Origin of the sequence: Roseibium sp. (assembly GCF_048260565.1) — a bacterium.
GTDB lineage: Bacteria > Pseudomonadota > Alphaproteobacteria > Rhizobiales > Stappiaceae > Roseibium.
This window is the reverse complement of sequence record NZ_JBLXGP010000004.1, coordinates 106,490-132,779: the sequence shown is the minus strand read 5'-3', so window position 1 is coordinate 132,779 and position 26,290 is coordinate 106,490. Positions and strand designations below refer to the sequence as shown.

Sequence of the window (26,290 nt, the reverse complement as noted above, 5' to 3'; positions counted from 1 at the left end):
GTCGTTTTGAATCTCACGCCACGTGAAAAAGACAAACTGCTGATCGCGACCGCGGCCATGGTTGCCCGACGCCGCCTGGAACGCGGCGTCAAGCTGAACCATCCGGAAGCCATTGCCCTGATCACCGATTTCGTGGTCGAGGGCGCGCGGGACGGACGCACGGTTGCAGACCTGATGGAAGCCGGCGCCAAGGTGCTGACCCGCGATCAGGTGATGGAAGGGATTGCGGAGATGATCCATGACGTCCAGGTCGAAGCGACTTTTCCCGACGGGACCAAGCTCGTCACCGTGCATGATCCGATTCGCTGAGTTTCCCGAAGGAGCATGAGATGAAACGGATCGTCCCGGGCCTCTTCGCCCTCGGATTTTCAACGACAGCCGCTCTGGCTCATTCGGGCCTGCAGGAGCACGCGCATCCTCATGGGGATGCCGCCAGTTATTTCACCATCGAGACCCTGGTGATCTTCGCCGTCGGTCTCAGCATCGGCGGCACCGTTGCCTGGTACCGCCGCCGCAAGGAGACGAGCAAATGATTCCTGGAGAACTCTTTCCCGCCGAAGGCGAGATCGAACTGAATGCGGGCCTGGAAACGGTCACGCTGGACGTCTCGAACACGGGCGACCGGCCGATCCAGGTGGGCAGCCACTATCATTTCTATGAAACCAATGAAGGCCTGTCATTCGACCGGGAAAAGGCGCGCGGCATGCGGCTCGACATCCCGGCAGGTACCGCCGTGCGTTTCGAGCCCGGCCAGAGCCGGTCGGTGACGCTGGTGGCGTTCCGCGGCGACCGCACGGTCTACGGCTTCAATCAGAAAGTGATGGGTGCACTGTGAAAACCGGAACGATCATGGCGATCGCAGTTGTATTGATGTCCGTGGGCGGTGCCGCTGCCCAGCAAAAAATCGACTGCGGCTATCCGCTTACCCAGAGTGAGATGACCTATTGCGCCGAACAGGGCTGGCACGAGGCGGATGCGGACCTGAATACGGTCTACAAGGACGCCATGGCCAAGATGCGGGAAATGGACAGTTATCTGGACGCCTCGCTGAAGGGGGCCGCCGATGCGCTGAAGGAGGCGCAGCGTGCGTGGATCCCTTACCGGGACAAGGCCTGCAAATCCTATGGCTTTCAGGCCCGCGGTGGCTCCATGGAACCCATGCTGATCTACGGCTGCATGGCGACGATGACCCGGGCACGAATAGAAGAACTCAAAGACCTTATCGGCGGGCTTGGAAACTAGAGCAAGCCGAACCCAGACACTTCCAGAGGGTCGACCTTTCAGGAGAAACCTATGCCTTACAAGATGCCCCGCGCCGCTTATGCGGACATGTTCGGTCCGACGACCGGAGACCGGATCCGTCTTGCCGATACGGACCTGATCATCGAGGTGGAAAAGGATTTCACCACCTACGGTGAAGAAGTGAAATTCGGCGGTGGCAAGGTGATCCGCGACGGGATGGGCCAGTCGCAGCAGCCGCGTTCCGCAGGTGCGGTCGACACGGTGATCACCAACGCGCTGATCGTCGACCACTGGGGCATCGTCAAGGCGGATGTGGGCCTGAAGGACGGCCGGATCGTCGGCATCGGCAAGGCGGGCAACCCGGATGTCCAGCCGGATGTCGATATTGTTGTCGGTCCGGGCACGGAAGCAATTGCCGGTGAAGGCAAGATCCTCACCGCGGGCGCGCTCGACGTTCATATCCACTTCATCTGCCCGCAGCAGATCGATGACGCGCTGATGTCGGGTGTGACCACCATGCTCGGCGGCGGCACGGGTCCGGCGACCGGTACCAATGCCACCACCTGTACGCCCGGCTCCTGGCACATCACCCGCATGATGCAGGCGGCCGATGCGTTTCCGATGAACCTGGCCTTTGCCGGCAAGGGCAACGCCTCGCTGCCGGCGGCCCTGGAAGAACAGATCCTGGCCGGTGCCTGTGCGCTGAAACTGCACGAGGACTGGGGCACGACGCCGGCGGCGATCGACAACTGTCTCGCGGTTGCCGACGAATACGACGTCCAGGTGATGATCCACACCGATACGCTGAACGAGAGCGGCTTCGTGGAAAACACCACGGCGGCGTTCAAGAACCGCACGATCCACGCGTTCCATACGGAAGGCGCGGGTGGCGGCCACGCTCCGGACATCATCAAGGTCTGCGGTGAGTTGAACGTGCTGCCGTCCTCGACCAACCCGACCCGGCCCTACACCAAGAACACCATCGACGAGCATCTCGACATGCTCATGGTTTGCCATCACCTGGATGCCTCGATCCCGGAAGACGTGGCCTTCGCCGAAAGCCGGATCCGCAAGGAAACCATCGCGGCGGAAGATATCCTCCACGATATGGGCGCCTTTTCGATCATCGCCTCGGACAGCCAGGCCATGGGCCGCGTCGGCGAGGTGATCATCCGCACCATGCAGACGGCGCACAAGATGAAGGTTCAGCGCGGCCGGCTTTCCGAGGAAGCGGGCGAGAACGACAACTACCGGGTCAAGCGCTACATCTCCAAGGTCACCATCAACCCGGCGATCGCCCACGGTCTGGATGAGCACATCGGCTCCGTGGAAGTGGGCAAGCTTGCCGATCTGGTGCTGTGGAATCCGGCCTTCTTCGGCGTCAAACCGGATATGGTGCTGAAGCTCGGCACGATTGCGGCGGCGCCCATGGGCGATCCGAACGCTTCGATCCCGACGCCGCAGCCGGTCCATTACCGGCCGATGTTCGGCGCCTTCGGCAAGTCGCTGACCCGGAGCCGGATCACCTTCGTTTCCCAGGCGGCCTATGACAACGGCGTCAAGGACAAGGCGGGCCTCGACAGTCTCGTGTTGCCGGTGAAGAACACCCGGGGAGGGATTTCCAAGAAATCCATGGTGCTCAACGACGCGATGCCGCATATCGAAGTCCATCCGGAAACCTATGAAGTCCGCGCGGACGGCGAATTGCTGACCTGCGAGCCGGCGGAAGTGCTTCCCATGGCACAGCGATACTTCCTGTTCTAATCTGGCAGGAAATTCACTGGAACGGCGTGTTCGGAATGACAGCGGCAGACATCACCATCGAGCTGGGCAGCGCTCCGTCCGGAGGCTGCCCCTGCTGCGATCCGGAGGCGTGTTTTCCGCAAGGCTATGTCAGCAAGGCCGGTCGGCCGCATGCGATCTACTTTGTGGATTGGGACTTTGGCGCGAGCGGGTACGTCGAACTGCTGATTTCCGTCGGAAACTGGGAAAAGGACAGCACGCCCGCGGATCGGCGCGCGGCGGCCTTCAGAGGAAGATCGGCTGACGGCGTCACCCGCTGGATCGGTTTCGACGCGGACCAGAGCCTGTGGCGGGATGTAGGCATGGTCGGCCGATTGCTGACGGGTGAGGACGCTGCCCGCGAGCCGGATTTCCGCCAACTGGCGGAGGCCATTGCGGCCGGGGATCACCGCGTCCAAAAAGCGCTTGCGGAAACCGCGGGGACATCGAAAACAATGCTGAGACCGGTGCACCGGGGCGGCGGATCCTTCGTCGCGCAGGCCGCGCCAAAAGAACCAGCTCCGGACTGAGGTCCGAGGGGAGAAACGGAATGTACAAGGTCATCGGGGCGTTTCAGTCGCGCGTCATGCGCGTTTTGTGGACCCTTGAAGAACTCGGCGAGGCTTACGAACACGATCCGGCCGCGCCGCGTTCGGAAACCGTTCTGGCCCTCAATCCCGCCGGAAAAATCCCGATCCTGATCGACGGCGACGCGGTGCTGACCGATTCCGTCGCGATCTGCACCTATCTGGCCGACAAGCACGGCAAGCTGACCTTTCCGGCGGGCACCGTCGAGCGGGCCCGGCAGGACAGTTTTACCCAGTTCGGTGTCGACGAACTGGACGGGGCGCTTTGGACGGCGGCCAAGAATTCCTTCATTCATCCGGAGGAGGTGCGGGTTCCGGAGATCAAGGCGGTCTGCAGGCTTGAATTCAGCAGGGCGCTGGAAACCCTGGAGCAGCGCCTGGGCGACGGCCCCTACCTTATGGGCGAGACCTTCACCATCGCCGATATCATCACCGGCCATTGTTCCGGTTGGGCACTGGCCGCCAAGTTCGATCTCCCGAAGGAAGGCCGGCTCTACGACTACTTCATGCGACTGCGCGCCCGCCCTGCCTTCCAGCGGCTGATGGTCAAGGTCAAGGCTGCGTCATGATCCGCGTTGCCGAGATTCTCACCGCCGGAACCTGGGACGGTGCGCCCGCCGATATGATCACCCTGGAACGAGAAGACCGGCATCGGCGGCGGGCGGTCATGACCGGCGCGGGCGGACTTTCCTTCCTGCTCGACCAGCCGAGTGCGGTCACCCTGCATCACGGCGACGGCTTGAAGCTGGAAGACGGCCGGATCGTGGAAGTGCTGGCGGCACCGGAAGATCTGGTCGAAATCGAAGCCGACGACATGGGGCATCTTGTGAAGATCGCCTGGCATCTCGGCAACCGGCATCTGCCGACCCAGCTCATGGGAACGACGCTGCGCATCCGCCGCGACCATGTGATCGAGGATATGGTGGTGCGTCTCGGCGGCCGGCTGACGCCCGTGCAGGCCGGGTTCGATCCGGAAGGCGGTGCCTATGGACACGGCCAGACCCACGGTCATGATCATGACCACGGTCAGGGGCACGATCACGACCATGGGCATTCGCACGGGCACGGCCATCGTCATGGGCATTCCCATGACCACTGAACCGGTTTCGCTCGCCTCGCTCTATCGGCTGCTGGCCTTCCTGTCCCCTGCCTTTCCGGTCGGCGCCTTTACCTACAGCCACGGGCTGGAACAGGTGATCGAGGAGGGCGATGTCTCCGACGCGGCAAGCCTTGAAGCCTGGCTTCTGGATATTCTGAAATACGGCTCCGGGCGGAGCGATGCCATTCTCCTGAAGGAGACAATGGGTGCCGCGAAGCAGGGTGACGAGGCGGCCGTGCGGGAGCTGATCGATCTCGGGCTCGCGCTGCAGCCGTCAAGGGAGCGGCACTTGGAAACAAGCGCGCAAGGCTCGGCCTTCATCGAGGCGGTCCTGAAGGCGTGGGTACCGGAGGCAGAAGGGGCGGCGGCGGTCCTGTTTACGCGGCTGACCGATCCCTCTTCCGTGGACAGACCGAAGCTTTGGCCCTATCCCGTCGCCGTCGGTCTGGTCGCCGCGGCCTGGGAGATTCCGGTCGAGGCGACCGTGACCGGTTTTCTGCACGCCTTCATGGCCAATGTCATTTCGGCGGCGGTCAGGGCGGTGCCGCTCGGCCAGAGCGACGGCCAGCGGGTTCTTGCATGGCTGGAACCGGCGGTTGCCGGGGTGACCGAGGGCGCGCTTCGCTCCGGTCTCGACGATCTCGGCAGCAGCACCTTTCTCGGTGACATCGCCTCCATGGCGCATGAAACGAAATATTCGCGGCTGTTCCGGTCATGATCGTTCTCGCCGTGGTTCTTTCTTTCGGGCTTCTGGTTATCGCGGCGGTTCATGCGCTGTGGGGTGCAAAGGTTTGGTGGCCGATTGCGGACGAAACCGCGCTTGCCCGGACCGTGGTCGGCCAGACCGGGATCGAGAAAATGCCGCCCGGTCTTTCGTGTTTTTTCGTCGCCGGCGCCCTCGGTGTCGGAGCGCTCGCCCCATGGGCAGCCCTGGATTTTTTCCCTTTGCCGGGTCCGGACGTCGTTTTCGGCCGGTGTCTGACGGCCGCTTTTGCGGCGGTGTTTCTGCTGCGCGGACTGGCAGGTTATTTGGGACCCTTTTCCCGGCATTTTTCCGAAGAGCCGTTCCGTTCGCTCGATCGCCGGTTCTATTCTCCCCTGTGCCTGGCTTTCGGCGCAGGGTTCACAGCTGTCTTTCTTGGAGTATCCTCATGACCTCACCCAACGGCCCGTTGCGTGTCGGCATCGGCGGTCCGGTCGGTTCGGGCAAGACCACCCTGACGGACCGGCTCTGCAAGGCCATGCGCGACGACTATTCGCTGGCTGTTATCACCAACGACATCTACACCAGCGAGGATGCGGAAGCGCTGATGCGCTCCCAGGCCCTGCCGAGCGCCCGCATCCGCGGCGTGGAGACAGGCGGCTGTCCGCATACGGCGATCCGCGAGGACGCCTCGATCAACCTCGCGGCCGTTCACGATCTCAATCAGGCGTTTCCGGATCTGGATCTGATCCTGATCGAATCCGGCGGCGACAATCTTGCGGCGACTTTCTCGCCCGAACTCGCCGATCTGACGATCTATGTGATCGACGTCGCCGCCGGCGAGGAAATCCCGCGAAAGGGCGGGCCGGGCATTACCCGATCCGATCTTCTGGTGATCAACAAGACCGACCTGGCGCCCTATGTCGGTGCCGATCTTTCCGTCATGGAGCGGGATTCCCTTCGGATGCGGAAAGAGCGTCCCTTCGTCTTCGCCAACATGCGGGCGGGGGACGGCATTCAGCAGGTGGTCGATTTCATCAGGGAGAAGGGCGGCCTTTGAGCGGCCGTATTCAGAAAACGGTCGGCGAATTCAACCGGACGTTCTATGATGCCCGGTAAAAATGCCGGGGGTTGACGGTGATGCGGGGCAAACGGCAAGCACGTTGGATGACCGGCCTGTTCTGGGTCGTCCTGATTGCGACTGTTCTTGTCCTTGTTGCAATGCGGATCTGGGCGAGACCTGAGGTCCGCTATCAAGGCGCGGTGTTGCCGATCTTCGATGCGCGGCCCGGCGGCTATGACCTTGACGCGGCAAGGACGTATCTGACGGCGATCTCCGACGACGAAAAGCGGATATATCTGGACGTTCTGCAGAAGCTGGACCTCGCTTTCCCGCTGCTTCTGGCGGTTTCCATCGGCTGGTCGATTCGGCGTTTCGTGCCGAGAGAATGGGGCCGGGGGCGCTATCTCCTGCCACTTGTCGTTATCCCGGCTTTGGTTACCGATTATGTGGAGAATCTGGCCGTTGCCGGTATTCTGACCAGCACTCCCGCAGACCTGTCTCCGGACCTTGTCCGCTTCGCCAGCAGTGCCACCCGGACAAAATTCGCTTTTCTCGCCCTGGAGTTCATTGCGATCGCCGTGCTGATCGCGATGTTTGCCTATCGCCGATGGATGATCAGAAAGCCCTGAAGTCACGGGAGGAAATTTCGATGTTCGATGGTATCAACCTTGTCTCGGTCGCCCTTGCCGCCGTCGTTGCCTTTGTCTTTGGCGCGCTCTGGTACGGTGTTCTGGGGAAGGTCTGGATGAAGGCGGCCGGTCTGACGAAGGAAGAGACAAGGCCGAACCCGAAAACCTTCCTTCTCACATTCTTCTGCCAGCTCTTGATGGCCTTCGTGCTGGCGGGCGTGATCTATCATACCGGCGAGACCACCCTGAAAGCGGGATTGATCTCGGCGGTGCTGATATGGTTAGGCTTCGTGGTGACGACTCAGATCGTCAATCACCGGTTTCAGGGCGCTCCTTGGGCCTTGACCCTGATCGATGGAGGCCACTGGCTTGGTGTGCTCCTTATTCAGGGTGCCGTGATCGGTCTCATCGGCTAGATTTTCCGACCGGTCATCTGGACAAAAGTTGACGCCTACGAAAGTACCAGCCCTTGCGTATGGACGCTTGGCAGGCCGGTAAGCATAATGGCGCCGACTAAGTTGGGTGCCCGGACGAGGGCGATGCCCATAAGTGGTGTTTGGGAGGTAATTACATGTCGGATAATGTTTTCCCCGTGCCCGCGGACGTTGCAGCGCGCGCGCACGTGGACAATGCCAAGTACCAGGAGATGTACAAGCGCTCCGTGGACGACCCGAACGGGTTCTGGGGCGAACACGGCAAGCGGATCGACTGGATCAAGCCCTATACCAAGGTGAAGAACACCTCCTACGACTACCACAACGTTTCCATCAAGTGGTTCGAGGACGGGACGCTCAACGTCTCCGCCAACTGCGTCGACCGCCATGTGGCGACCCGCGGCGACCAGCCGGCGATCATCTGGGAAGGCGACGACCCCTCCGAGCACAAGGTCATCACCTACAAGCAGCTTCATCACGAAGTGAATGTCTTCGCCAATGTGCTTCATGCCCAGGGCGTGAAGAAGGGCGACCGGGTGACCATCTACCTGCCGATGATCCCGGAAGCGGCCTACGCCATGCTCGCCTGCGCGCGCATCGGTGCCGTGCACTCCATCGTCTTCGGCGGCTTTTCGCCGGATTCGCTGGCGCAGCGCATCGAGGACTGCGAAAGCAAGTGCGTGATTACCGCCGACGAGGGCCTGCGCGGTGGACGCAAGGTGCCGCTCAAGGCCAATGTGGACCGGGCGGCCGACAAGGCGCCGGTCGACAGTGTCATCGTGGTCAAGCGCACCGGCGGCGATATCTCGATGAAGGACGGCCGGGACGTCTGGTACCACGAGGAAGCCGATCGCGTGTCCGATCATTGCGCCCCGGTGGAAATGAACGCGGAAGACCCGCTGTTCATCCTCTATACCTCCGGGTCGACGGGCAAGCCGAAGGGTGTGATGCACACGTCGGGCGGCTATCTCGTCTACGCCTCCATGACCCATGAGTATGTCTTCGACTATCATGAGGGCGACGTCTACTGGTGTACTGCGGACGTGGGCTGGGTCACCGGACACAGCTACATCGTCTACGGGCCGCTCGCCAACGGGGCGACCACGCTGATGTTCGAAGGCGTGCCGACCTATCCGGGACCGGGCCGGTTCTGGGAAGTCTGCGACAAGCACAACGTTAACATCTTCTATACGGCTCCGACGGCGATCCGCGCCCTGATGGGCGCCGGCGACGAGCATGTCACCAAGACATCGCGCAAGTCGTTGCGCCTGCTCGGGTCGGTGGGCGAGCCGATCAACCCGGAGGCCTGGACCTGGTATTACAACGTGGTTGGCGAAAAGCGCTGCCCGATCGTCGATACCTGGTGGCAGACGGAAACCGGCGGCATCCTGATCACGCCGCTGCCCGGAGCCACCGACCTGAAGCCCGGTTCGGCGACGCGGCCGTTCTTCGGCGTTCAGCCCGGCGTGGTCGACGCGGACGGCAAGTTCCTGGAAGGGGCGACCGAAGGCAATCTCGTCATCAAGGACAGCTGGCCCGGCCAGATGCGCACGGTCTACGGCGATCACGAACGTTTCGTGCAGACTTATTTCGCGACCTACAAGGGGCTCTATTTCACCGGTGACGGCTGTCGCCGCGATGACGACGGCTACTACTGGATCACCGGCCGTGTCGATGACGTGATCAACGTCTCCGGCCACCGCATGGGAACGGCGGAAGTGGAAAGCGCGCTGGTGGCCCATCCGAAGGTTTCGGAAGCCGCCGTGGTCGGGTATCCGCATGATATCAAGGGCCAGGGCATCTACGCCTATGTCACCCTGATGGAAGGCGAGGAGCCGACCGACGCGCTCAAGAAGGAGCTTGTCGCTCATGTACGGTCCGAAATCGGGCCGATCGCTTCGCCGGATCTGATCCAGTTCGCGCCGGGCCTGCCGAAGACCCGCTCGGGCAAGATCATGCGCCGTATTCTGCGCAAGATCGCCGAAGACAGCTTCGACAATCTGGGCGATACCTCGACGCTGGCCGAACCGGCCGTGGTCGACGACCTGATCGAGAACCGGCAAAACCGGGGCTGATCGGTCCGTCCCATCTGAACAAGAAAGCCCGCCGAAATGGCGGGCTTTTTTGTGCGGGGTGGCTTGTTCGCTCTATTTCGCGAGATAGATCGCCTGGATTTTCTTGGCGATGTTGCCGAAGGCGCTGACCAGCTCGCTGCTGGAATTTGCCTGATAGAAAGTCGATTCGTCCGTCGCGCATGCCGACATGTTTTTCGCGCCTGCGGACGAGGTGTTGGTTCCGAAATAAATTCCGTAGACCGTGATCCCTTCGTCCTTCATGGCCTGACACAGGGCCCGCTGCCGCTTCGAGGATTCGTTGGTGTAGCTTTCGCCCTCGGAGACTTCCGACCAGCCGGAGACGGTGTAACACGTATATTCGTATTGATATTTGGAGTAGTTGTACTTCCAACCGCACTTTTCGACGTCCTGGTCGTAATAACGGTTGTTGTCGCCATCGGTCATGATGATCGCGAATTTCAGCAGTTCGTCGTCATCATAGGCGCCGGGCGCGCTGTCCGACGGCCACAGGTTGGTCCAGTTCGGCGACAACGTGTACCAGCCCCAGGCGACGCCGGTCTGACCCGCGGTGCCGCCGCCGTCGTCCAGTGCCGTAATCTTGTTTTGAAGCTTGGTACGGTCGTTTGTGAGCGGAAGCAGGCTCATAGAGCTTCCGGGACAATTGCCCGATCCGCCGCCGAAATAACTGGAGGAGACCAGGCTGGTGTCCTCAGGCGTGTAATTGTACGGATCATCCGTGTATTGGGCTTCGCCGATGCGTTCGGTCACACAGCTGCCGGAGGCGTCACCATTGGTGACGGTGGACGCATCGCTGCCGAGGTTGACGCCCTGGCTATAGGGGATGATCGAGATCCGCACCTTGCTGTCTGACGTGTCTGTGCCCTCGGGAATAAGCGTGTCCAGAAGGTCGTTCGAGGCGTCCTGCAGCGTGCCGATGTCGTAACGCATCGAGCCGGTGACGTCGAGGACAAGCGCCAGCTCCACGTTGAACCGGGAATAGTTCACTTCGGTTTTGACATGGACCGTCAGATTTTCCGGGCCGATTCCGCCCATGCTCAGGAACTGGGTCGGGACCGACACGGTCGTCGCGATATCGATGATGCCGTTGTCGGGGTCCACCGTGTGGCTCAGGTTGGAAATCGCGACGTCATTCAGGCCGAGTGTCTGGATATTGGCTGCAAACGCTTCGGAAAGCTCGGCGTCGATCTGGCTGTCGGTCATGACCGATGTCGACAACTGGGTCGCCAGCGTCAATGCGGCGGCATCCAGGGCATGGGCCATTTTTTCGCGGTTGTTCACCGCCCGGCTATAGTCCACGGCCGCGCCGGCAATGACCATCAGCATGACGCCCATAATGGCGAACATTGGCATGATCGAGCCGCGCTGATCTGTTTTTAGTTTTTGTAGTTGTATTAAACTGAATGCATGTTTCAACGTGGCGACTCCAAGGTCAACCAGCAATGCATACGTTACAAAAATTGGCAGATTCTTAAATCAAATGTATAAAGTTATATACATTAATCCCTTTTTTTGGTGGGCCTGAATAATTACCCGAGTATTATTTATAATCAGCTCGCACTTATAAGTAGAAAATCGGACTGGAACAATTCCGGATATAGATTTCAATTCAGGCGCCAGGGGATGCTTGCGCAGGACCCGGCACCTGGAATGACCTATTTTGCGAGGTAGATCGCCTGCACCTTTTTGGCGATGTTGCCGAAGGCGGAGATAAGCTCATCATCGGAGGAAGCCATATAGAAGGTCGATCCGCTGGTGGCGCAGGATTTCATGACCTTGGCGCCGGCCGAGTTGCTGTTCGATCCGAAATAGATCGTATAGACGTCCACGCCTTCGTCTTTCATGGCTTCACACAGGGCCTTGGCACGGGTCGAGGAGACATTGGAGGCGTATTCCGATTCCCTGTTCTCGGTCCATTCCTTGACCGTCGAGCATTTCCGGCCCCAGCCCCAGCCTGTGCATTTCGTTTGATTTTCATAATTGTAATAGGTGTTGAAATCGCCGTCGGTCATGATGACGGCGAATTTCAGGATTTCATCGTCATCGTAGTCGCCCGGTGCACTCTTCGTGGGCCAAAGGTTCGCCCAGTTCGGCGACAGGGAGTACCACCCCCAGGCAATACCCGTCTGGCCGGCGGTGGCGCCGTTGGCGGTCAATTTGTTGATTGCCGAGGTGAGCTTGTTGCGCTTGGCGGTCAGAGGCTCCATCTGCGGTGTTGCGGCGCAATTGTTGGATCCGCCCCCGAAATAGGATTCTTCGTTGTCTTCGTCATAGTCGTACGGATCGTCCGTATACTGGGCGTCTCCGGCTCTCTCGGTCACGCAGTTCCGGGTTCCCTTGTTGCCGTCGGTTACGGCCTGCGCATATTCACCGAGATTGACGCCCTGGCTGTAGGGGACGACCGAGATCCGGATCTTGCTGTCGGATTCCGATGTGCCGTCCGGGATCAGCGTGTCGACGAGCGAGCCCGCCGCGTCCTTCAGCGTTTCCATATCGCCGCCCATGGAGCCGGTCACATCCAGAACAAGCGCGAGTTCGACATCGAATTTGGAGTAGTTCACCTCGGTATTCACGCCGATCGTAATCGTCTTGGGCCCGATCCCGCCGACGTGGATGAACTTGGTCGGGATCGCGATCGTGGAGGATACGGAGATCGTGCCGGCATCGCTGTCGACCTTATGCTTCAGGTTTTTAATGGCGACGTCCGAATAGCCCATATTGTTCAGGTTGGCCGCGAACGCGTCCTCAAGGCTCTTGTCGATTTCCTTATTGGTCATGATGGAAGACGACAGCTGGCTGGCAATGGTCAGGGCCGCCGCATCCAGCGCGTTTGCCATGGTGGTTCGCTGGCCGATTGCCCGGCTGTAATCCACGGCAGCGCCGCCGATGACGAGGAGGATGACCGCCATGATCGCGACCATGGGCAGCATGGAACCGTTTGTATTCTCCACGAACCGGACCGCAGAAAACCTTAGCTGTCGGCGGGCAGCTGAAAACATGATGAACTCTCCAGGATGTGACCTGCGCGGAGCGTCCGCCAAAACAAATTCTTATTTATTAAAATCTGTAAGAAATGCCGAGGAAGCTGCAGTCTCGGTTAAGTGATGCTTACTTCGATGGGCGAAACCCGGAAAACCGCGCGTCTGAGAAAATCACGGTTCGAGTTCGGTATCCCAATAGAGGAAGTCGAGCCAGCTTTCGTGGAGATAATTCGGCGGGAAGCCGCGGCCGTTATTGTGCAGGTCCTGAATGGTCGGCTGGAACGGCATGTGCATCGGCCACATGTTCAGCTGCTTGCAGGACTTGTTGGCCTTCTTGAGATTGCAGGGGGAGCAGGCGGTGATGACGTTGTCCCAAGTCGTTTGTCCGCCTTTCGACCGGGGAACGAGGTGGTCGAAGGTCAGTTCCTCCCGGGAGCCGCAATACTGACACTGGAATTTATCGCGGAGGAAGACGTTGAAACGGGTAAAGGCGGGAAAGCGGCTGGGCTTGACGTAACTCTTTAGGGAAACGACGCTGGGTAATCGGAATTCGAAGCTCGGACTTCGGACACAGGTGTCGTATTCGGAAACGATGTTCACCCTGTCCAGAAACACAGCCTTGATCGTATCCTGCCACGACCAGAGAGACAGGGGGTAGTAGCTCAATGGCCGGTAATCCGCATTGAGCACCAAAGCCGGGTGTGCTCCAGACGAAACCGCTATCGTCACCTTCCGCTCCTCATGCCTGCTTGGACGGCTGCCATCCGGCTGTCCGGACGCGGGCCTGACCTCATGAGACGGGAGTATTGTAGAGCGGCTGTGACACTCTTGTGAAGCCTGATAAATACACAAGCTCCATTTCCGGGGTGCCCGGCCCAAAGCCGGGTTAATGCCTGTTAACCAATTGAATCTTCGAAATGAAACGCTGTCCGCTCCCAATCGATGGGAAGAGACCGCGACAAAATGCAAACGGGCGCCCATCGGGCGCCCGCGTGTTTCAGGTCAATTTGCGTCGAATCAGGGTGCTTTCCATTCGCGAATGTCGACGAAATGACCGGCAATGGCAGCCGCCGCGGCCATGGCCGGCGACACCAGATGGGTGCGGCCCTTGAAGCCCTGGCGGCCTTCGAAATTGCGGTTCGAGGTGGACGCGCAGCGCTCGCCGGGTGCCAGCTTGTCGGCGTTCATGGCCAGGCACATGGAACATCCCGGCTCGCGCCATTCGAAACCGGCTGACAGGAAGATCTTGTCGAGGCCTTCGGCTTCCGCCTGTTCCTTTACAAGCCCTGAGCCCGGGACGACCATGGCGCGGATGCCGTCCTTGACCTTACCCTTGCCGATGACGGCGGCGGCGGCACGCAGATCCTCGATACGGCCGTTGGTGCAGGACCCGATGAACACGACGTTGGGCTCGATGTCGGTGATCTTCGTGCCGGGCTTCAGGCCCATGTATTCCAGGGCGCGCCACTTGGAGGTCCGGCGGTTTTCATCCTTGATGTCGTCCGGGTTCGGGACGACGCCGGTGATTGAAACCACGTCTTCGGGAGACGAACCCCAGGTGACCGTCGGCGGCAGATTGGCCGCGTCAAGCTCGACGATCTTGTCGAAATGCGCGCCTTCGTCCGTGTGGAGCGACTTCCAGTACGCCACTGCCTGGTCCCAGGCTTCGCCGGTCGGGGCCTTCGGACGGCCCTTGATGTAGTCGAAGGTCTTTTCGTCCGGTGCGATCAGGCCGGCGCGGGCACCGCCTTCGATCGACATGTTGCAGACGGTCATGCGGCCTTCCATGGAGAGCTCGCGGATCGCTTCGCCCGCATATTCCATGACGTAGCCGGTGCCGCCGGCGGTGCCGATCTCGCCGATGATCGCCAGGATGATGTCCTTGGCGGTCACGCCTTCCGGCAGCTTGCCGTCCACCTGGATCAGCATGTTTTTGGCTTTTTTCTGGATCAGCGTCTGGGTGGCCAGAACGTGTTCTACTTCCGAGGTGCCGATGCCGTGAGCCAGCGCGCCGAACGCGCCGTGGGTCGAGGTGTGGCTGTCGCCGCAGACGATGGTCATGCCCGGCAGGGTAAAGCCCTGTTCCGGACCGACGATATGAACGATGCCCTGACGGTGGTCGAGTTCGTTGAAGTACTCGACGTCGAAGTCGGCGGCGTTCTTTGCCAGCGTTTCGACCTGCAGGGCGGATTCAGGATCGTCGATGCCATGGCTGCGGTCGGTGGTCGGCACGTTGTGGTCGACGACTGCCAGGGTCTTCTGAGGCTGGCGGACCTTGCGGCCGGTCATGCGCAGGCCTTCGAAGGCCTGGGGGCTGGTCACTTCATGAACCAGGTGACGGTCGATGTAGAGCAGGCCCGTTCCGTCTTCCTGCATATCGACCACATGGTCGTCCCAGATCTTGTCGTAAAGCGTCCTGGCTTGCGTCATGGTTCTCTCCTGAAACCGGACCCGGCCGTCTTCTTGTCAGTCCGCCGGCATTGCGTCCGCCGCAGACTGTTTTGGACCGGTCTTTGTTGTCGGGACGACGCGCGTTTCCGTCCTCCCTGCCGTTGCGCATTTCAATGAACCAAAGGGGCCCGCGCGGTCAAGACGTTTGAGTTGAGTATTCTTCAACTGCGATTGAAACGCGGCGCGGGAGCGTACCTGGAAGCAAAAAGGGCAACCCGTGGGGCTGCCCTTTCGAATTCCGGCTTTGAAGAAGCGTTGCCCGGCTTATTCAGCGGCGCCCTCGGCGGAAGCTGCGGCTTCGGCCGCTGCCGCTGCTTCAGCAGCCTTGGCGGCTTCTTTCTCGGCGGCTGCGGCCGCCTTGACGGCTGCTACGTCAGCACGAACTTCTTCGTTGAGACGCTTGGCGCGGGCGTTGGTGGCTTCCACGATACGGGCCGACTTGCCGCGGCGATCGCGCAGGTAGTAGAGCTTGGCGCGACGGACCTTACCGCGGCGGACCACTTCGACGCCTTCCAGCATCGGAGAGTAGACCGGGAATACACGTTCCACGCCTTCGCCATAGGAAATCTTGCGGACGGTGAAGCTTTCGTTGATGCCGCCGCCGGAACGGGCGATGCAGACGCCTTCGTAAGCCTGGGTACGGGTCCGGCTGCCTTCCGTCACGCGGACGTTGACCTTGACCGTGTCGCCGGGGGAAAATTCCGGAAGCTTGCGGCTTTCCTCGATTTTCGCCATTTCCTCGGCGTTGAGCTGTTCGATAATGTTCATGGCATATTTCCCTTTTCAATTTACAAAGCGGTCAGAGCGTCCTCCGCATCAAACTGAGCGGGGACGGGTTCACCGTCTCTGGGCCATGGTGACATTTGCCGGCCGGTGGGCGGAATTCTCCCATCCGATCCATTCGCGCCGCGTGATACAGGAAGACAGGGCGTTTGTCATGCGGTTTTTGGAAAAATCGCAAGATCCAGAGGCCTGACGGTCGGGCTTTCCATGAAAAATACGGCGACCGGGGATGCCGGTCGCCGCTGATGCTTGTGAAATTGCCTTAAAAACAACCGAAGGCAAACATCTCCTCGAACAAGTTCGGCAATCGCGGCTTGCAGAGGAGGAAAATTCGGAGCGACCAAAATCGTAGCCCCCCAATCATCCTGCTTCCCAACGGCACTTTCACATTATCGCATTGGGAATAGTCCCGAATGATCCAAATGCACTATAAGTTTAGGCGCGTTGCGATATGATGACGGCCAGGAGGGGCTGGGTCTGGCGGGGGTCATATGCAGCTCGATCGGGAAGTTCTACTTCGAAAGCTCTATTCCGCTGCTCTTCTGGACGGCGGTCTGTCCTGTGTGCTGGCCGATCTGGCGATGGCGTTTCCGGATCTGCCGATCTCCTATCAGGCGCAGTGCGTCTACCAGAACGACTTCTACGACTGCGCCTTATACAATTTCGGATCCGGCATAGCGGAAAAACTGAGCCGCGTCGAAGCGGCCAATCCGTTTCCGCCGATCGCCCTGAAGTGCGATGTCTCTGATATCGTTCGAACCGCGCCGGTGATATCTCCCGAAGAGGTCGAGAAGACCGATTTTTACGACGAGTTTTTTCGAGAAAACTGCAATATCAACCGGGCAACGGGGATCATTCTGCATCGCCAGGGCGCGGATTCGGCCTTCGTCGCAGCCAATTTCCCAAAGGAATACAGCCAAGACGACGAGGATCGCGCCAATGAGGCGCTCCGGTTTCTGAGGCCTCATTTCCAGGGCGCCTTCAACCTTCTCCTTGAAGTCCGCAAACGGGAGGTCAGCGCGACCCGGTACGGATTCTGGCTGGATCAAATTCCTGCACCCGCCTTCGTTGTCGATGGGTCTCGTCATATCGTCCATATGAACGCCTTTGCGGAACGGACGCTCGAGCAAAATGATGTGTTTACGACGTCTCCCGCGGCTGCGTTGACATCGTGCGATTCAGCTGTTCGGAAACGGCTTGAGGACGCGGTCGATTGTGCCCGATCGACATCTGCACCGGTCGGCCCGGTTTTCCTTTGCCGAGCGGGTAAGAGCCGCGGATTTTTCTTTGTTCTTCCGATCTCGAATGCCGACCAGACGCATTTGCCGCTGGAACCTCTCCTCGGGCTGAAAACGCCCTTTCTCGTCACCTATTTCAATCCGGAAGACCGGCCGAAAACCGCTCGGGGCGTCCTTGCCGGCGCGCTGGGCGTCAGCGAGCGCGAGAGCGCGCTGATCCAGGAACTGATCTACGGCTCAACCTTGCGCGAAGCCGCCGATCGGCTCGGAATTGCCTACAACACCGCGCGCAACCAGCTTGCCAGCGTCCACACAAAGACCGGCACCCGGTCCCAGTCAGAGGTGGTGCGCATGGGCGCGCAGATCCTGGCAAGGCTGCCCGGCGCGCCGGAGCATGAGAGAAAAAAATAGGCGGGATCAGTCCTTTTCCGGCAGCAGATACCGTTCCCACAGATCCGGGCGTCGTTCCCGGGTGAGCTGTTCCGCCTGCTCCTGGCGCCATTCGGCGATCTTCCGGTGATTGCCGGAGGTGAGCACGTCGGGAATGGTCCGGCCCTCGAACTCGGCGGGCCGGGTGTAATGCGGATGCTCCAGCAGGCCGGTTTCGAAGCTTTCGGTTTCCGCGCTTTCCATGTTACCCATGACGCCGGGGATCAGGCGGACCACAGCATCCAGCATAGTGATCGCCGCGATTTCGCCGCCGGACAGAATGTAGTCGCCGATCGAGACTTCCGTCAGGTTTCTGGCGTCGATCACGCGTTGGTCGACGCCTTCGAACCGGCCGCAGACGATGACGGCGCCCGGTCCCTCTGCCAGGTCATGGGCCATGGCCTGGGTAAAGGGCTTGCCGCGCGGGCTCATCAGCAGTTTCGGCCGCGGATCATCCGCCGGGACGGACCCGTCGATCGCCTTCGCCAGGATATCGGCGCGTAGCACCATGCCGGCGCCGCCGCCGGCCGGCGTATCGTCCACGGATCTGTGTTTGTCGGTGGCGAAATCCCGGATCTGGCTTGTCTCCAGCGCCCACAGCCCGCGTTCCAGTCCGCGGCCGGCCAGGCTCTGGCCAAGGGGACCGGGAAACATTTCCGGATAGAGCGTCAATACGGTTGCCTTGAAGGCCATGTCCTGTCACCGGCGGATCGTTCTGCCATTCGTAAAGAATGCTTAGGGTTAATACAAGTTTACCATTCTTTTGAACACCTTAGCAGCGCTTTTTAAGGGGCGCATTAAACCTCCCAGGATAGTGTGGCAAGTCCCAGGGAAGGTATTCGCGTCAGGTTTTCCAATGCCCGTGTTCCGCTTGAAGCTGCCGAAATTCATTCAACAGCGTGTCGACCAGCATTATCTGGATCTTTCGCTGAGCCGCGTTCTGCCGCTTCTTGCCCTTCTGACATTCGGTGTCCTGGCCGGACTGGTCTTCAATACGGGCGTCGGGCATCCCTATGACAAGATCATCCATGTGGGTTTCTACGCCCTTCTGACCCTGTCGATCCATGCCCTGTTTTGTTGCCGCCTGCGGATTTCGGCGGCGGCTGCCTTTTCCATGGGACTGGTCGGAGAGATCGTTCAGGGCTTTCTTCCCAATCATGAATCCTCCCTTGCCGATGCCTTCGCCAACGGGGTGGGGATTGCCATGGTCGTGACCGCCATCGCCCTGATCCGGTCCGAAACGCGGCAGGTCATGGAAGAAAAGCCGGTACCGCTCGATCTGGAGCAGATGGGCCTGCAGCCCATCTATTACGATTTGTCTGCCGATTCCGATCGGTCGTCGGACAAGTAATCGTCCGGCAGATCGGCCTTGACGAGGCCTGCAGCCAGATCGATTTCCGGAACAAACGCTTTCGTGAACGGGATGTAGAAGGTCCGGCCCCGCTTCGGGCGGACTTCCAACAGGTCGCCGGCGCCAAAATCCTGCACGGCAACGATCCTGCCCAGCTCCTCGCCCGTCGTCGAGATCACGGCGAGCCCCTCGAGATCCGAATAATAGAATTCGTCCTCTTCCGGCTCGGGAAACCGGTCGCGGGGGATGTACAGGTTGATGCCGTTCAGGGCTTCGGCCTGGTTGCGGTCGTCGATGCCCTTGAACCTGGTGATAACGACGGTTTTCTGGACCCGCGCGTTGAGGACCTCGAACGTGCGGCTGCCATCCTCGGTCACCAGGGGACCGTAGTCGGTAAAGGAGAGCGGGTCGTCGCCATAGGGCTTGACCCGCACCTCGCCGCGAATGCCGTGGGCCGCGCCGATAACGGCCATGAGGACCATGTCTTTGCCGACATCACCCATTGTTCGGTGTCATCCTCAAAGCCGTCCGGCGCAACCTGGGTTTCGCATCTTATTGAGCGGCTGCTTCTTCGGCCGGAGCTTCTTCGGCTGCCGGAGCGGCAGCGGCTTCTGCGGCGGCAGCGGCTGCTTCTTCTTCAGCCTGCTTCTTGGCGTCCACGCGTTCCTGGGCCTTCTGGCCGAGCTGGGCCTTCTTCGGGTTGTTGCGCGGCTCGCGCTTCATGAGGCCGGCGGCATCCAGGAAACGGGCCACACGGTCGGTCGGCTTTGCGCCTGTGCCGAGCCAGTACTGGATGCGCTCGACATTCAGCTGGACGCGTTCTTCGGACTCCTTCGGAAGCATCGGGTTGTAGGAACCGACCTTTTCGATGAAGCGGCCATCGCGCGGGGAGCGGATGTCGGCAATGACGATGCGGTAATACGGGCGCTTTTTGGAACCGCCACGTGCCAGACGAATTTTGGTAGCCATTTTTTCAGTTCTCCAGTTTGTTCATTTGCCGGTTTCAGCGGCAATGGCTTCGTGATGCCGGATGACTTCCTTCACGATGAAGTTCAGGAACTTTTCGGCAAAATCAGGATCGAGATTGGCCTGCACAGCCAGCTGGCGCAGGCGTTCGATCTGAATTTTCTCCCGCGCCGGGTCCGCCGGCGGCAGGTCGTTTGTTGCTTTCAGCACACCCACCTTCTGGGTGCATTTGAACCGTTCGGCGAGCATGTGGACCAGAGCGGCATCGATGTTGTCGATGGAGGCACGCAGCGCCAGAAGTTCGGCCATGGCCTGGCTTTCGCCCAGCCGGTTTTCGGCGTCGCTCATGCTCATTTTTTCTTGCCCTTGCCGAAGCCCGGAAGGCCGCCGAGGCCGCCCGGCATTTTCGGGCCGCCCAGACCGGGAAGGCCGGGCATGCCGCCCCCTTGGCCGCCAAGCCCGCCGGGAAGGCCCTTGGGCAGATCCATACCGCCGGGCAATTGTCCGGATTTGGCCATTTCCTCAAGCTGCTTGGGGTCAACATCGGGCATGCCGCCCATTCCGGTCAGGCCGCCCATCATCTTGCCGAGCATGCCCTTTTTCTTGCCCATCATCTTCATCATGTCCGCCATCTGGCGGTGCATCTTCAGAAGCTTGTTGACGTCCGACACATCGACGCCGGACCCGGCGGCAACCCGCTTCTTGCGGCTGGCCTTCAGGAGTTCGGGCTTTTCGCGCTCTTTCGCGGTCATCGACTGGATGATGGCGACCTGGCGCTTGAACATCTTGTCGTCGAGATTGGAGGCCTCGATCTGTTTCTTCATCTTGCCGATGCCGGGCAGCATGCTCATCATGCCCGACATGCCGCCGAGCTTTTCCATCTGCTTGAGCTGTTCGGCGAGGTCGTTCAGGTCGAAGTGACCCTTCTGCATCTTCTTCGCCATCTGCGCGGCCTTTTCCGCGTCGATGGCTTCTGCCGCTTTTTCAACGAGCGAAACGATGTCGCCCATGCCCAGGATCCGGTCGGCGATCCGCTTGGGATAGAAATCCTCAAGGGCGTCGGACTTTTCGCCGGTCCCGATCAGTTTCACCGGCTTGCCGGTGACCGCCTGCATGGAAAGGGCCGCCCCGCCGCGGCCGTCGCCGTCCATACGGGTGAGCGCGATGCCGGTAATGCCGACGCGCTCGTCGAAGCTCTTGGCGAGGTTGACCGCGTCCTGACCGGTCAGCGCATCGGCGACGAGCAGGATTTCATGAGGGTTGGCCGCGGCCTTGACCTCGGCCATTTCCACCATGAGCGGCTCATCGATGTGAATACGGCCGGCGGTGTCGAGCATGACCACGTCGTAGCCGCCGAGCTTTGCCGCCGACATGGCGCGTTTTGCGATTTCGACCGGCCCCTGGCCTTCGATGATCGGCAGGGTGTCGACGCCGTTCTGTTCGCCGAGGATCTTAAGCTGTTCCTGGGCGGCGGGACGACGCGTATCGAGCGAGGCCATCAGAACCTTGCGCTTGTCGCGCTGGGTCAGGCGGCGGGCGATCTTGGCGGTGGTGGTCGTCTTACCGGAGCCCTGCAGGCCGACCATCATCACGGGCACCGGGGCCGCCGCATTCAGGTCGATGCCCTGGCCTTCGGAGCCGAGCATTTCCACGAGCTGATCGTGGACAATCTTGACCACCATCTGGCCGGGGGTGACCGATTTGACCACCTCTGCGCCGACCGCGCGGTTGCGCACCTTGTCGGTGAAGGACCGGACGACCGGAAGCGCGACGTCAGCCTCGATCAGCGCGCGGCGGATTTCGCGCAGCGCTTCGTTGACGTCGTTTTCCGACAGCGCACCGCGGCCGGTGAGCTTGTCGAAAATTCCGCTTAGTCGATCGGACAGGCTTTCGAACATTAACTGGTCCTTGGCATTTCAGGTTTCGGGAGGATCTCCCGACCATATGGGAACGAACAAGGACCCGCGCAAAGCAGTTTGACATCCGAGGGCGCATCGCGCTGTCGGATGTGAACCTCCGGGATCTCTTTACACCTTTGCGGGTCCCGGTCGGCGGATCTAAATGTCAGTCACTCATATGGAGTGCGCGCTCTATGAAGCAATCGGGTGCCGGAGTCAAGGAAAAGGGCCGGATTGCCCGGTGCTCCGCTTTGCGGGTATGTCTAACCGGAATCTTCGGCTATAGGGAAATGATCTCGCTAATCCGGTGTCGTTGGTTCCGCTGTTCCGGTCAATCACGAGGTTCCGCAGGGTACTTGATATGGACTATCGCGCGATTGCGCTTCCCATTGGCCGGCTTCTGATCCTGATTGCGGGCTTCATGCTCATTCCGGCTGCCGCGGATCTCGTCGCGGGCCATCCGGACTGGGTGGTGTTTCTGGCTTCAGCGCTCATGATCGCCTGCGTCGGCGCCCTGATGGTGGCGGCCCTGGCGGGGCGGAAGTTCACCTACCGGTCGCGGGAAACCCTGCTGTTCGTGAATGCGGCCTGGCTGGCCTTCTCCCTTGCCGGTGCCATACCGCTCTACGGCAGCGGTCTGAACATTTCCTTCGCCGATGCCTTTTTCGAGGCGGCTTCCGGGTTGACGACGACCGGGTCCACGGTCCTGACCGGCCTGGACACCATGCCGCCGGGCATTCTCTTGTGGCGGTCGCTGCTGCAGTGGATCGGGGGCATCGGCATCGTAGTCATCGGCATCTGGCTTCTGCCCGGCCTTCGGGTTGGCGGCAGCCAGCTGTTTGCCATCGAGTCGTCGGAGAATGCCTCCAAGCCCTATGGCCGGATCGAGCCGTTCCTTGCGCGCCTGCTGATCCTCTATGGGGGTCTGACGCTGAGCTGCACCCTGCTTTATTTCCTGTGCGGCATGACCGCCTTCCAGGCGATCAATCACGCGATGACCACCGTTTCGACCGGTGGTTTCTCGACCTCCGACATGTCCTTCGGCCAGTTCGACAATATCGCGGTCTATTGGGTGGCGATCATCTTCATGTGCGCCTCCAGTGTGCCGTTCCTGGTTCTGATCCGGTTTTTCGAGCGCAAGCCGCTCGAGGACACCTCGCAGATCGTTTATTTTCTGGCCATCGTCACGATCGCAAGCTTCGCCGTTTTCCTGTCCCTTCGCGTGCAGAACGACAGTGCGCCGCTGGGCCTGTTTACCGATTCCGTATTTCACGTTGTTTCGGTGGTGACGACGACGGGCTATGCCACGGACGACTATCTCCAATGGGGGCCTTTCTTCATTGCCGTGTTTTTCCTGCTGACATTCCTCGGCGGATGCAGCGGGTCCACGGCCGGCGGCTTCAAGATGTTCCGTATCGCCGTGCTTCTGGGCTTCATCCACACGCTGCTGAGGCGGATGATCCATCCGCACAGGGTGGTCAACACCCGGTATTCCGGCAAACCGGTCGGCAGTTCGGTAATCGAGGGCGTGCTGGTGTTCAGCATCCTCTATGCGGGCACCTTTGCCGTCTTTGCCGCCATCTACAGCCTTCTGGGCATGGATCTGGAAACAGCGCTCAGCGCGTCGATCACCGCCCTTGCCAATGTCGGCCCGGGGGTCGGCGAGATCATCGGACCGGCCGGCAACTTCCAGAGCCTGTCCGACACGGCGAAATGGCTGCTGGCCATCCAGATGATCCTCGGCCGGCTGGAGATCATCGCGGGTATCGTTATCCTGACCCCTGATTTCTGGCTCGAACGGTAAGGAAAAACTCTAACTTGGTCATCCTGGGCGAACGTTAGTGAGCCCCGGAACCGGAGAGCCCAGACCCAACTAGATGCTCAGGTCGAAATCGGAAGTATATGGGGCTCTCCGGTCCCGGAAAAAGCCTGACGGCTTTTCCGGGATGACGATGGAAAGAGAGCTTTGTCAGCCGTTCACGTCGACCACGACCCGGCCCTTGACCTGGCCCTTCAGGATCGCGGCGCCCAGGTCCGGAAGATCTGAGAGCGTTGCCGGCTTGATCATGGCATGGAGCTTTTCCATTGGCAGATCGCTTGCCAGACGGGTCCAGGCGCGGATCCTGTCTTCATGGGGCCGCATCACGCTGTCGATGCCGAGCAGGTTCACGCCGCGCAGAATGAACGGGATGACGGTTGCCGGCAGGCCTGCGCCGCCGGCGAGGCCGACGGCTGCGACCGAAGCGCCGTATTTCATCTGGCCGAGTACACGGGCAAGCATCGCCCCGCCGACCGCGTCGATGCAGCCGGCCCAGGTTTCGCTTTCCAGCGGCCGCTTGACCGTTTCGTTGATCTCGTCGCGGGCCACGATCTGCGTGGCGCCCAGGGATTTGAGATAGTCTTCGGTTTCCGGACGGCCGGTCACGGCGGCAACCTCGTAGCCGAGATTGGCCAGAATGGCCGTCGCCACGGAACCGACGCCGCCGGCAGCGCCGGTAACCAGCACCGGTCCGTTGCCCGGCTTCAGTCCGTGGTCCTCCAGTGCCATGACCGCGAGCATGGCGGTGAAGCCGGCGGTGCCGATCGCCATGGCGTCCCGGGTCGTCAGTCCGTCGGGCAGGGGAACCAGCCAGTCGGCCTTCACGCAGGCCTTCTGGGCATAACCGCCCCACCAGACTTCACCGACTCGCCAGCCGGTGAGGACCACCTTGTCGCCGGGCTTGTAGCGATCGTCGCTTGACGTCTCGACCGTGCCGGCGAAATCGATGCCGGGCACGTGCGGATAGGTGCGCACAAGGCCGCCGCCCGGGCCGATGCACAGACCGTCCTTGTAGTTCACGGTGGAATAGTCCACGGCAACGGTCACGTCTCCGTCGGGAAGCCGGCTGTCGTCCAGGTCCTGAACGGACGCGCTGGTCTTGCCCTCATCGTCCTTTTCAACGAGCAACGCCTTGAAGGTCATTCGGCAATCTCCTTTTCGGTTCGTTTTCGGTCATGCGGCGATTTCGGCGGACGGCCCGGACCAGTCGATCTGGCAGATTTCCGCGCTTCGGCCGTCAAAGTCCCAGACCCGGCCGTAGGCGCGGACCCGCCCCTGAGTGGCGGTCGCGACGGTGATGTCCGGACCCATCCAGTATTCGGTGTTGGTCACCACGACTTCCTCGTCCGGCCTGGTTCCAGAAATCGGTTCGACTTCGCCCTTGATCGCCTTGCCAACGATCAGCCGGCGTTTCCGGCCTTCCATGGTATAGGAAACGGGCGCGCGTTCAGCCCCTAAAAATTCGCTGACCAGCACCCGGAAGAGACCGGTGGTGCCGCGGGCCTGGCCCGAGAAGATCTTGAGAAGCGCATCATAGGCCGCATCGGAGGCGCGTTCGTCGATATAGGCGGCCGCCTTCCAGTTGCCGCGGGCCATGAGCCCGGGAATTTCCAGAACCAGACCGACATTCAGGCCGGAGAGATCTTCGCCTTCATAGTGGCCCTGATCAATGCGAACCCCGGCCCAGGCCTGGCAATAGCCCTCCGTGGGGGGATGCTTGCCGAGCGAGACCACGCACGGACAGAAGACCGTGCAATTGCAGTTGAGAATCAATTCGCCCTTTATGGCCCATCCGCTCATGGCGCCTCTCCCTTTCAGTTTATTATCGGTAGTGCGAAAAAGACGGTCAGCACGGCACCCGCCAGAAGCGCGATGCCGACCGGAACCGTGAGGGTGCGCCCGATAACGGGCAGTTTCTCGAGGGTCATCAGCGCCATGGCGAGGCCCATGAAGGCGAGATTCATGGTGCCGGCGACGAAGGCCAGCAGCATCAGCGCCCAGCAGCAGCCGAGGCAGACGGCGCCGAGCTTGAGACCCATGCGGAAGGCGCCCTTGGCGCCCGGCCGCCAATGGGCCATGAAGAACATCATCGGGCTCTGACAGCTGGTGAGACAGGCCTGTTTCAGACGGCTGAACTGATAGGCGCCGGCGGTTGCCAGGAGGCCTGCGTTCAAAAGGGTTGCGGTGCTCCGCCCCAGCGGATCGATCAGGCCATAGCCGGACAGCAGAACCTGGGCTGCGGCGCAGACGGCCGAAAAGCCGAGCCAGACGACAAGGTAACCTCCGATGAGTGCGGCTAGGCCGGACGCGGAGGCCGCGCCTGCGTGGCCGAGATCCGTATAGGTCTTCAACGCGGGAACGGTGGTCGGTGCCATCATCGCCAGCGCCATGAGGGCCCACATGGCCAGGACGGGGGCATAACCGGCCGTTCCGGCCGTGCTCCGGCACAGGGAGGCGAGGTAATCGGCGCCGAGATCCTGCCAGCCGGCAGGCAGATCAAGACCGGGCTGCATGACGAACAGCAGACCCCAGGCGGCAAGAATGCCCGCGAAAAAGAGACCCCAGACCAGCTGGCGGCCCAATTGGTGACTGGGCACCAGGCTTGCGCTCAAGCCCATGTGTTTCCTCCCGTTTTTCTTTTCAGGTGAAGCTGATCCGGAAGGCGATAAAAGTCAAACAATTAATTGTCAGACAATTGATTGTTTCGCATTGACGTTAGCTGCCGGCGTTCTTAGGCTTGCG

At 60.8% G+C, this 26,290-nt stretch carries 30 protein-coding genes; 17 read left to right on the top strand and 13 right to left on the bottom strand.

The window, feature by feature from the left end; all coding sequences use genetic code 11:
- Positions 1-6: 6 nt before the first annotated feature.
- The 14 genes from ACN0SO_RS11525 (at position 7) to acs (ending at position 9,614) form a co-directional block, all read left to right on the top strand.
- Complete coding sequence (locus ACN0SO_RS11525) at positions 7-309, top strand: urease subunit gamma (protein WP_190291122.1); 303 nt, start codon at positions 7-9, stop codon at positions 307-309.
- A 20-nt stretch (positions 310-329) separates the two neighbouring features.
- Positions 330-533 carry a hypothetical protein gene (locus ACN0SO_RS11520; protein ID WP_417677730.1) on the top strand — a complete coding sequence of 68 codons (204 nt, stop codon included), beginning with the start codon at positions 330-332 and terminating at the stop codon, positions 531-533.
- Positions 530-835 (top strand): urease subunit beta, encoded by a 306-nt coding sequence (locus ACN0SO_RS11515; RefSeq protein ID WP_190291120.1) that lies wholly within the window; start codon positions 530-532, stop codon positions 833-835. Before ACN0SO_RS11520 ends, ACN0SO_RS11515 begins: the two co-directional genes overlap by 4 nt.
- 14 nt (positions 836-849) lie before the next feature.
- On the top strand, positions 850-1,242 hold the full coding sequence (locus ACN0SO_RS11510) for a lysozyme inhibitor LprI family protein (RefSeq protein WP_417677727.1): 393 nt from the start codon (positions 850-852) through the stop codon (positions 1,240-1,242).
- Between the two features lie 51 nt (positions 1,243-1,293).
- Entirely contained in the window at positions 1,294-3,006 is a 1,713-nt protein-coding gene (ureC, locus tag ACN0SO_RS11505) for an urease subunit alpha (RefSeq protein WP_417677725.1), read from the top strand.
- Positions 3,007-3,041: 35 nt separating this feature from the next.
- A complete protein-coding gene (locus tag ACN0SO_RS11500) occupies positions 3,042-3,554 on the top strand; it encodes a hypothetical protein (RefSeq protein WP_417677723.1) in 513 nt (170 codons plus the stop codon).
- A gap of 20 nt (positions 3,555-3,574) precedes the next feature.
- The gene (locus ACN0SO_RS11495; RefSeq protein WP_417677721.1) at positions 3,575-4,180 is read left to right on the top strand and encodes a glutathione S-transferase family protein; all 606 of its coding nucleotides are present in this window, start codon (positions 3,575-3,577) and stop codon (positions 4,178-4,180) included.
- The gene (locus ACN0SO_RS11490; protein WP_417677719.1) at positions 4,177-4,710 is read left to right on the top strand and encodes an urease accessory protein UreE; all 534 of its coding nucleotides are present in this window, start codon (positions 4,177-4,179) and stop codon (positions 4,708-4,710) included. The genes ACN0SO_RS11495 and ACN0SO_RS11490 overlap by 4 nt, the downstream gene beginning before the upstream one ends.
- Complete coding sequence (locus tag ACN0SO_RS11485; RefSeq protein ID WP_417677717.1) at positions 4,598-5,428, top strand: urease accessory protein UreF; 831 nt, start codon at positions 4,598-4,600, stop codon at positions 5,426-5,428. The genes ACN0SO_RS11490 and ACN0SO_RS11485 overlap by 113 nt, the downstream gene beginning before the upstream one ends.
- Positions 5,425-5,865, top strand: a complete 441-nt coding sequence (locus ACN0SO_RS11480; RefSeq protein WP_417677715.1) for a DUF3995 domain-containing protein — start codon at positions 5,425-5,427, stop codon at positions 5,863-5,865. The genes ACN0SO_RS11485 and ACN0SO_RS11480 overlap by 4 nt, the downstream gene beginning before the upstream one ends.
- Entirely contained in the window at positions 5,862-6,473 is a 612-nt protein-coding gene (gene ureG, locus ACN0SO_RS11475) for an urease accessory protein UreG (RefSeq protein WP_417677713.1), read from the top strand. The genes ACN0SO_RS11480 and ureG overlap by 4 nt, the downstream gene beginning before the upstream one ends.
- A gap of 107 nt (positions 6,474-6,580) precedes the next feature.
- Complete coding sequence (locus tag ACN0SO_RS11470) at positions 6,581-7,105, top strand: hypothetical protein (protein WP_417677711.1); 525 nt, start codon at positions 6,581-6,583, stop codon at positions 7,103-7,105.
- Between the two features lie 20 nt (positions 7,106-7,125).
- Entirely contained in the window at positions 7,126-7,521 is a 396-nt protein-coding gene (locus tag ACN0SO_RS11465; RefSeq protein WP_417677709.1) for a DUF1761 domain-containing protein, read from the top strand.
- Between the two features lie 155 nt (positions 7,522-7,676).
- Positions 7,677-9,614 carry an acetate--CoA ligase gene (gene acs / locus ACN0SO_RS11460; protein WP_417677707.1) on the top strand — a complete coding sequence of 646 codons (1,938 nt, stop codon included), beginning with the start codon at positions 7,677-7,679 and terminating at the stop codon, positions 9,612-9,614.
- Positions 9,615-9,686: 72 nt separating this feature from the next.
- On the opposite strand, the gene ACN0SO_RS11455 is transcribed toward acs, so the two are convergent.
- From ACN0SO_RS11455 to rplS, 5 genes are all read right to left on the bottom strand, one after another.
- Positions 9,687-10,985, bottom strand: a complete 1,299-nt coding sequence (locus tag ACN0SO_RS11455; protein ID WP_417677705.1) for a pilus assembly protein TadG-related protein — start codon at positions 10,983-10,985, stop codon at positions 9,687-9,689.
- 302 nt (positions 10,986-11,287) lie between these two features.
- The gene (locus ACN0SO_RS11450) at positions 11,288-12,631 is read right to left on the bottom strand and encodes a pilus assembly protein TadG-related protein (RefSeq protein ID WP_417677703.1); all 1,344 of its coding nucleotides are present in this window, start codon (positions 12,629-12,631) and stop codon (positions 11,288-11,290) included.
- Between the two features lie 153 nt (positions 12,632-12,784).
- Entirely contained in the window at positions 12,785-13,342 is a 558-nt protein-coding gene (locus ACN0SO_RS11445) for an HNH endonuclease (RefSeq protein WP_417677701.1), read from the bottom strand.
- 288 nt (positions 13,343-13,630) lie between these two features.
- Positions 13,631-15,043, bottom strand: coding sequence for a 3-isopropylmalate dehydratase large subunit (leuC, locus tag ACN0SO_RS11440; protein WP_417677699.1), 1,413 nt, complete (start codon positions 15,041-15,043; stop codon positions 13,631-13,633).
- A 285-nt stretch (positions 15,044-15,328) separates the two neighbouring features.
- A complete protein-coding gene (rplS, locus tag ACN0SO_RS11435) occupies positions 15,329-15,832 on the bottom strand; it encodes a 50S ribosomal protein L19 (protein ID WP_417677697.1) in 504 nt (167 codons plus the stop codon).
- A 506-nt stretch (positions 15,833-16,338) separates the two neighbouring features.
- On the opposite strand from rplS, the gene ACN0SO_RS11430 reads away from it, so the two are divergent.
- On the top strand, positions 16,339-17,496 hold the full coding sequence (locus ACN0SO_RS11430; RefSeq protein ID WP_417677695.1) for a helix-turn-helix transcriptional regulator: 1,158 nt from the start codon (positions 16,339-16,341) through the stop codon (positions 17,494-17,496).
- A gap of 6 nt (positions 17,497-17,502) precedes the next feature.
- Here the strand turns inward: ACN0SO_RS11430 and trmD are convergent, their stop codons facing one another.
- Positions 17,503-18,207, bottom strand: a complete 705-nt coding sequence (gene trmD / locus ACN0SO_RS11425) for a tRNA (guanosine(37)-N1)-methyltransferase TrmD (RefSeq protein WP_417677693.1) — start codon at positions 18,205-18,207, stop codon at positions 17,503-17,505.
- A gap of 163 nt (positions 18,208-18,370) precedes the next feature.
- Here trmD and ACN0SO_RS11420 point away from each other — a divergent pair, with 163 nt between their 5' ends.
- Complete coding sequence (locus ACN0SO_RS11420) at positions 18,371-18,865, top strand: antibiotic resistance protein VanZ (RefSeq protein WP_417677691.1); 495 nt, start codon at positions 18,371-18,373, stop codon at positions 18,863-18,865.
- Here ACN0SO_RS11420 and rimM read toward each other — a convergent pair.
- The 4 genes from rimM to ffh are packed head-to-tail and all read right to left on the bottom strand — an operon-like array spanning position 18,823 to position 21,729.
- A complete protein-coding gene (gene rimM, locus ACN0SO_RS11415; RefSeq protein ID WP_417677689.1) occupies positions 18,823-19,368 on the bottom strand; it encodes a ribosome maturation factor RimM in 546 nt (181 codons plus the stop codon). The genes ACN0SO_RS11420 and rimM overlap by 43 nt on opposite strands.
- A gap of 49 nt (positions 19,369-19,417) precedes the next feature.
- Positions 19,418-19,834, bottom strand: coding sequence for a 30S ribosomal protein S16 (gene rpsP, locus ACN0SO_RS11410; RefSeq protein ID WP_417677687.1), 417 nt, complete (start codon positions 19,832-19,834; stop codon positions 19,418-19,420).
- 21 nt (positions 19,835-19,855) lie between these two features.
- The gene (locus ACN0SO_RS11405; protein ID WP_417677685.1) at positions 19,856-20,179 is read right to left on the bottom strand and encodes a chorismate mutase; all 324 of its coding nucleotides are present in this window, start codon (positions 20,177-20,179) and stop codon (positions 19,856-19,858) included.
- A 2-nt stretch (positions 20,180-20,181) separates the two neighbouring features.
- The gene (ffh, locus tag ACN0SO_RS11400) at positions 20,182-21,729 is read right to left on the bottom strand and encodes a signal recognition particle protein (RefSeq protein WP_417677683.1); all 1,548 of its coding nucleotides are present in this window, start codon (positions 21,727-21,729) and stop codon (positions 20,182-20,184) included.
- A gap of 361 nt (positions 21,730-22,090) precedes the next feature.
- Between ffh and ACN0SO_RS11395 the strand changes: the two genes are divergently transcribed.
- Entirely contained in the window at positions 22,091-23,533 is a 1,443-nt protein-coding gene (locus ACN0SO_RS11395; protein WP_417677681.1) for a TrkH family potassium uptake protein, read from the top strand.
- A 165-nt stretch (positions 23,534-23,698) separates the two neighbouring features.
- On the opposite strand, the gene acuI is transcribed toward ACN0SO_RS11395, so the two are convergent.
- From acuI to ACN0SO_RS11380, 3 genes are read right to left on the bottom strand one after another with little or no spacing between them, the layout of a single operon-like run.
- Complete coding sequence (acuI, locus tag ACN0SO_RS11390) at positions 23,699-24,691, bottom strand: acryloyl-CoA reductase (protein WP_417677679.1); 993 nt, start codon at positions 24,689-24,691, stop codon at positions 23,699-23,701.
- A 30-nt stretch (positions 24,692-24,721) separates the two neighbouring features.
- Complete coding sequence (locus ACN0SO_RS11385; RefSeq protein WP_417677677.1) at positions 24,722-25,348, bottom strand: DUF1326 domain-containing protein; 627 nt, start codon at positions 25,346-25,348, stop codon at positions 24,722-24,724.
- 14 nt (positions 25,349-25,362) lie between these two features.
- A complete protein-coding gene (locus tag ACN0SO_RS11380; protein WP_417677675.1) occupies positions 25,363-26,166 on the bottom strand; it encodes a DUF2182 domain-containing protein in 804 nt (267 codons plus the stop codon).
- Positions 26,167-26,290: the final 124 nt, after the last annotated feature.

What these genes read in the sequence shown, in the direction of transcription:
- ACN0SO_RS11480 (WP_417677715.1), top strand. Translation starts at nt 5,425, where the DNA reads ATGATCGTTCTCGCCGTGGTTCTTTCTTTCGGGCTTCTGGTTATCGCG.
- ACN0SO_RS11385 (WP_417677677.1), bottom strand. Translation starts at nt 25,348, where the DNA reads ATGAGCGGATGGGCCATAAAGGGCGAATTGATTCTCAACTGCAATTGC.
- ACN0SO_RS11465 (WP_417677709.1), top strand. Translation starts at nt 7,126, where the DNA reads ATGTTCGATGGTATCAACCTTGTCTCGGTCGCCCTTGCCGCCGTCGTT.
- ureG (WP_417677713.1), top strand. Translation starts at nt 5,862, where the DNA reads ATGACCTCACCCAACGGCCCGTTGCGTGTCGGCATCGGCGGTCCGGTC.
- rimM (WP_417677689.1), bottom strand. Translation starts at nt 19,368, where the DNA reads ATGGGTGATGTCGGCAAAGACATGGTCCTCATGGCCGTTATCGGCGCG.
- trmD (WP_417677693.1), bottom strand. Translation starts at nt 18,207, where the DNA reads ATGGCCTTCAAGGCAACCGTATTGACGCTCTATCCGGAAATGTTTCCC.
- ACN0SO_RS11380 (WP_417677675.1), bottom strand. Translation starts at nt 26,166, where the DNA reads ATGGGCTTGAGCGCAAGCCTGGTGCCCAGTCACCAATTGGGCCGCCAG.
- ACN0SO_RS11510 (WP_417677727.1), top strand. Translation starts at nt 850, where the DNA reads ATGGCGATCGCAGTTGTATTGATGTCCGTGGGCGGTGCCGCTGCCCAG.
- ureC (WP_417677725.1), top strand. Translation starts at nt 1,294, where the DNA reads ATGCCTTACAAGATGCCCCGCGCCGCTTATGCGGACATGTTCGGTCCG.
- ACN0SO_RS11470 (WP_417677711.1), top strand. Translation starts at nt 6,581, where the DNA reads ATGACCGGCCTGTTCTGGGTCGTCCTGATTGCGACTGTTCTTGTCCTT.
- ACN0SO_RS11420 (WP_417677691.1), top strand. Translation starts at nt 18,371, where the DNA reads ATGCCCGTGTTCCGCTTGAAGCTGCCGAAATTCATTCAACAGCGTGTC.
- ACN0SO_RS11405 (WP_417677685.1), bottom strand. Translation starts at nt 20,179, where the DNA reads ATGAGCGACGCCGAAAACCGGCTGGGCGAAAGCCAGGCCATGGCCGAA.
- ACN0SO_RS11520 (WP_417677730.1), top strand. Translation starts at nt 330, where the DNA reads ATGAAACGGATCGTCCCGGGCCTCTTCGCCCTCGGATTTTCAACGACA.
- ACN0SO_RS11490 (WP_417677719.1), top strand. Translation starts at nt 4,177, where the DNA reads ATGATCCGCGTTGCCGAGATTCTCACCGCCGGAACCTGGGACGGTGCG.
- ACN0SO_RS11495 (WP_417677721.1), top strand. Translation starts at nt 3,575, where the DNA reads ATGTACAAGGTCATCGGGGCGTTTCAGTCGCGCGTCATGCGCGTTTTG.
- ACN0SO_RS11450 (WP_417677703.1), bottom strand. Translation starts at nt 12,631, where the DNA reads ATGTTTTCAGCTGCCCGCCGACAGCTAAGGTTTTCTGCGGTCCGGTTC.
- ACN0SO_RS11455 (WP_417677705.1), bottom strand. Translation starts at nt 10,985, where the DNA reads ATGCCAATGTTCGCCATTATGGGCGTCATGCTGATGGTCATTGCCGGC.
- acuI (WP_417677679.1), bottom strand. Translation starts at nt 24,691, where the DNA reads ATGACCTTCAAGGCGTTGCTCGTTGAAAAGGACGATGAGGGCAAGACC.
- leuC (WP_417677699.1), bottom strand. Translation starts at nt 15,043, where the DNA reads ATGACGCAAGCCAGGACGCTTTACGACAAGATCTGGGACGACCATGTG.
- rpsP (WP_417677687.1), bottom strand. Translation starts at nt 19,834, where the DNA reads ATGGCTACCAAAATTCGTCTGGCACGTGGCGGTTCCAAAAAGCGCCCG.
- ACN0SO_RS11395 (WP_417677681.1), top strand. Translation starts at nt 22,091, where the DNA reads ATGGACTATCGCGCGATTGCGCTTCCCATTGGCCGGCTTCTGATCCTG.
- ACN0SO_RS11500 (WP_417677723.1), top strand. Translation starts at nt 3,042, where the DNA reads ATGACAGCGGCAGACATCACCATCGAGCTGGGCAGCGCTCCGTCCGGA.
- ACN0SO_RS11430 (WP_417677695.1), top strand. Translation starts at nt 16,339, where the DNA reads ATGCAGCTCGATCGGGAAGTTCTACTTCGAAAGCTCTATTCCGCTGCT.
- ffh (WP_417677683.1), bottom strand. Translation starts at nt 21,729, where the DNA reads ATGTTCGAAAGCCTGTCCGATCGACTAAGCGGAATTTTCGACAAGCTC.
- acs (WP_417677707.1), top strand. Translation starts at nt 7,677, where the DNA reads ATGTCGGATAATGTTTTCCCCGTGCCCGCGGACGTTGCAGCGCGCGCG.
- ACN0SO_RS11485 (WP_417677717.1), top strand. Translation starts at nt 4,598, where the DNA reads ATGGACACGGCCAGACCCACGGTCATGATCATGACCACGGTCAGGGGC.
- rplS (WP_417677697.1), bottom strand. Translation starts at nt 15,832, where the DNA reads ATGAACATTATCGAACAGCTCAACGCCGAGGAAATGGCGAAAATCGAG.
- ACN0SO_RS11515 (WP_190291120.1), top strand. Translation starts at nt 530, where the DNA reads ATGATTCCTGGAGAACTCTTTCCCGCCGAAGGCGAGATCGAACTGAAT.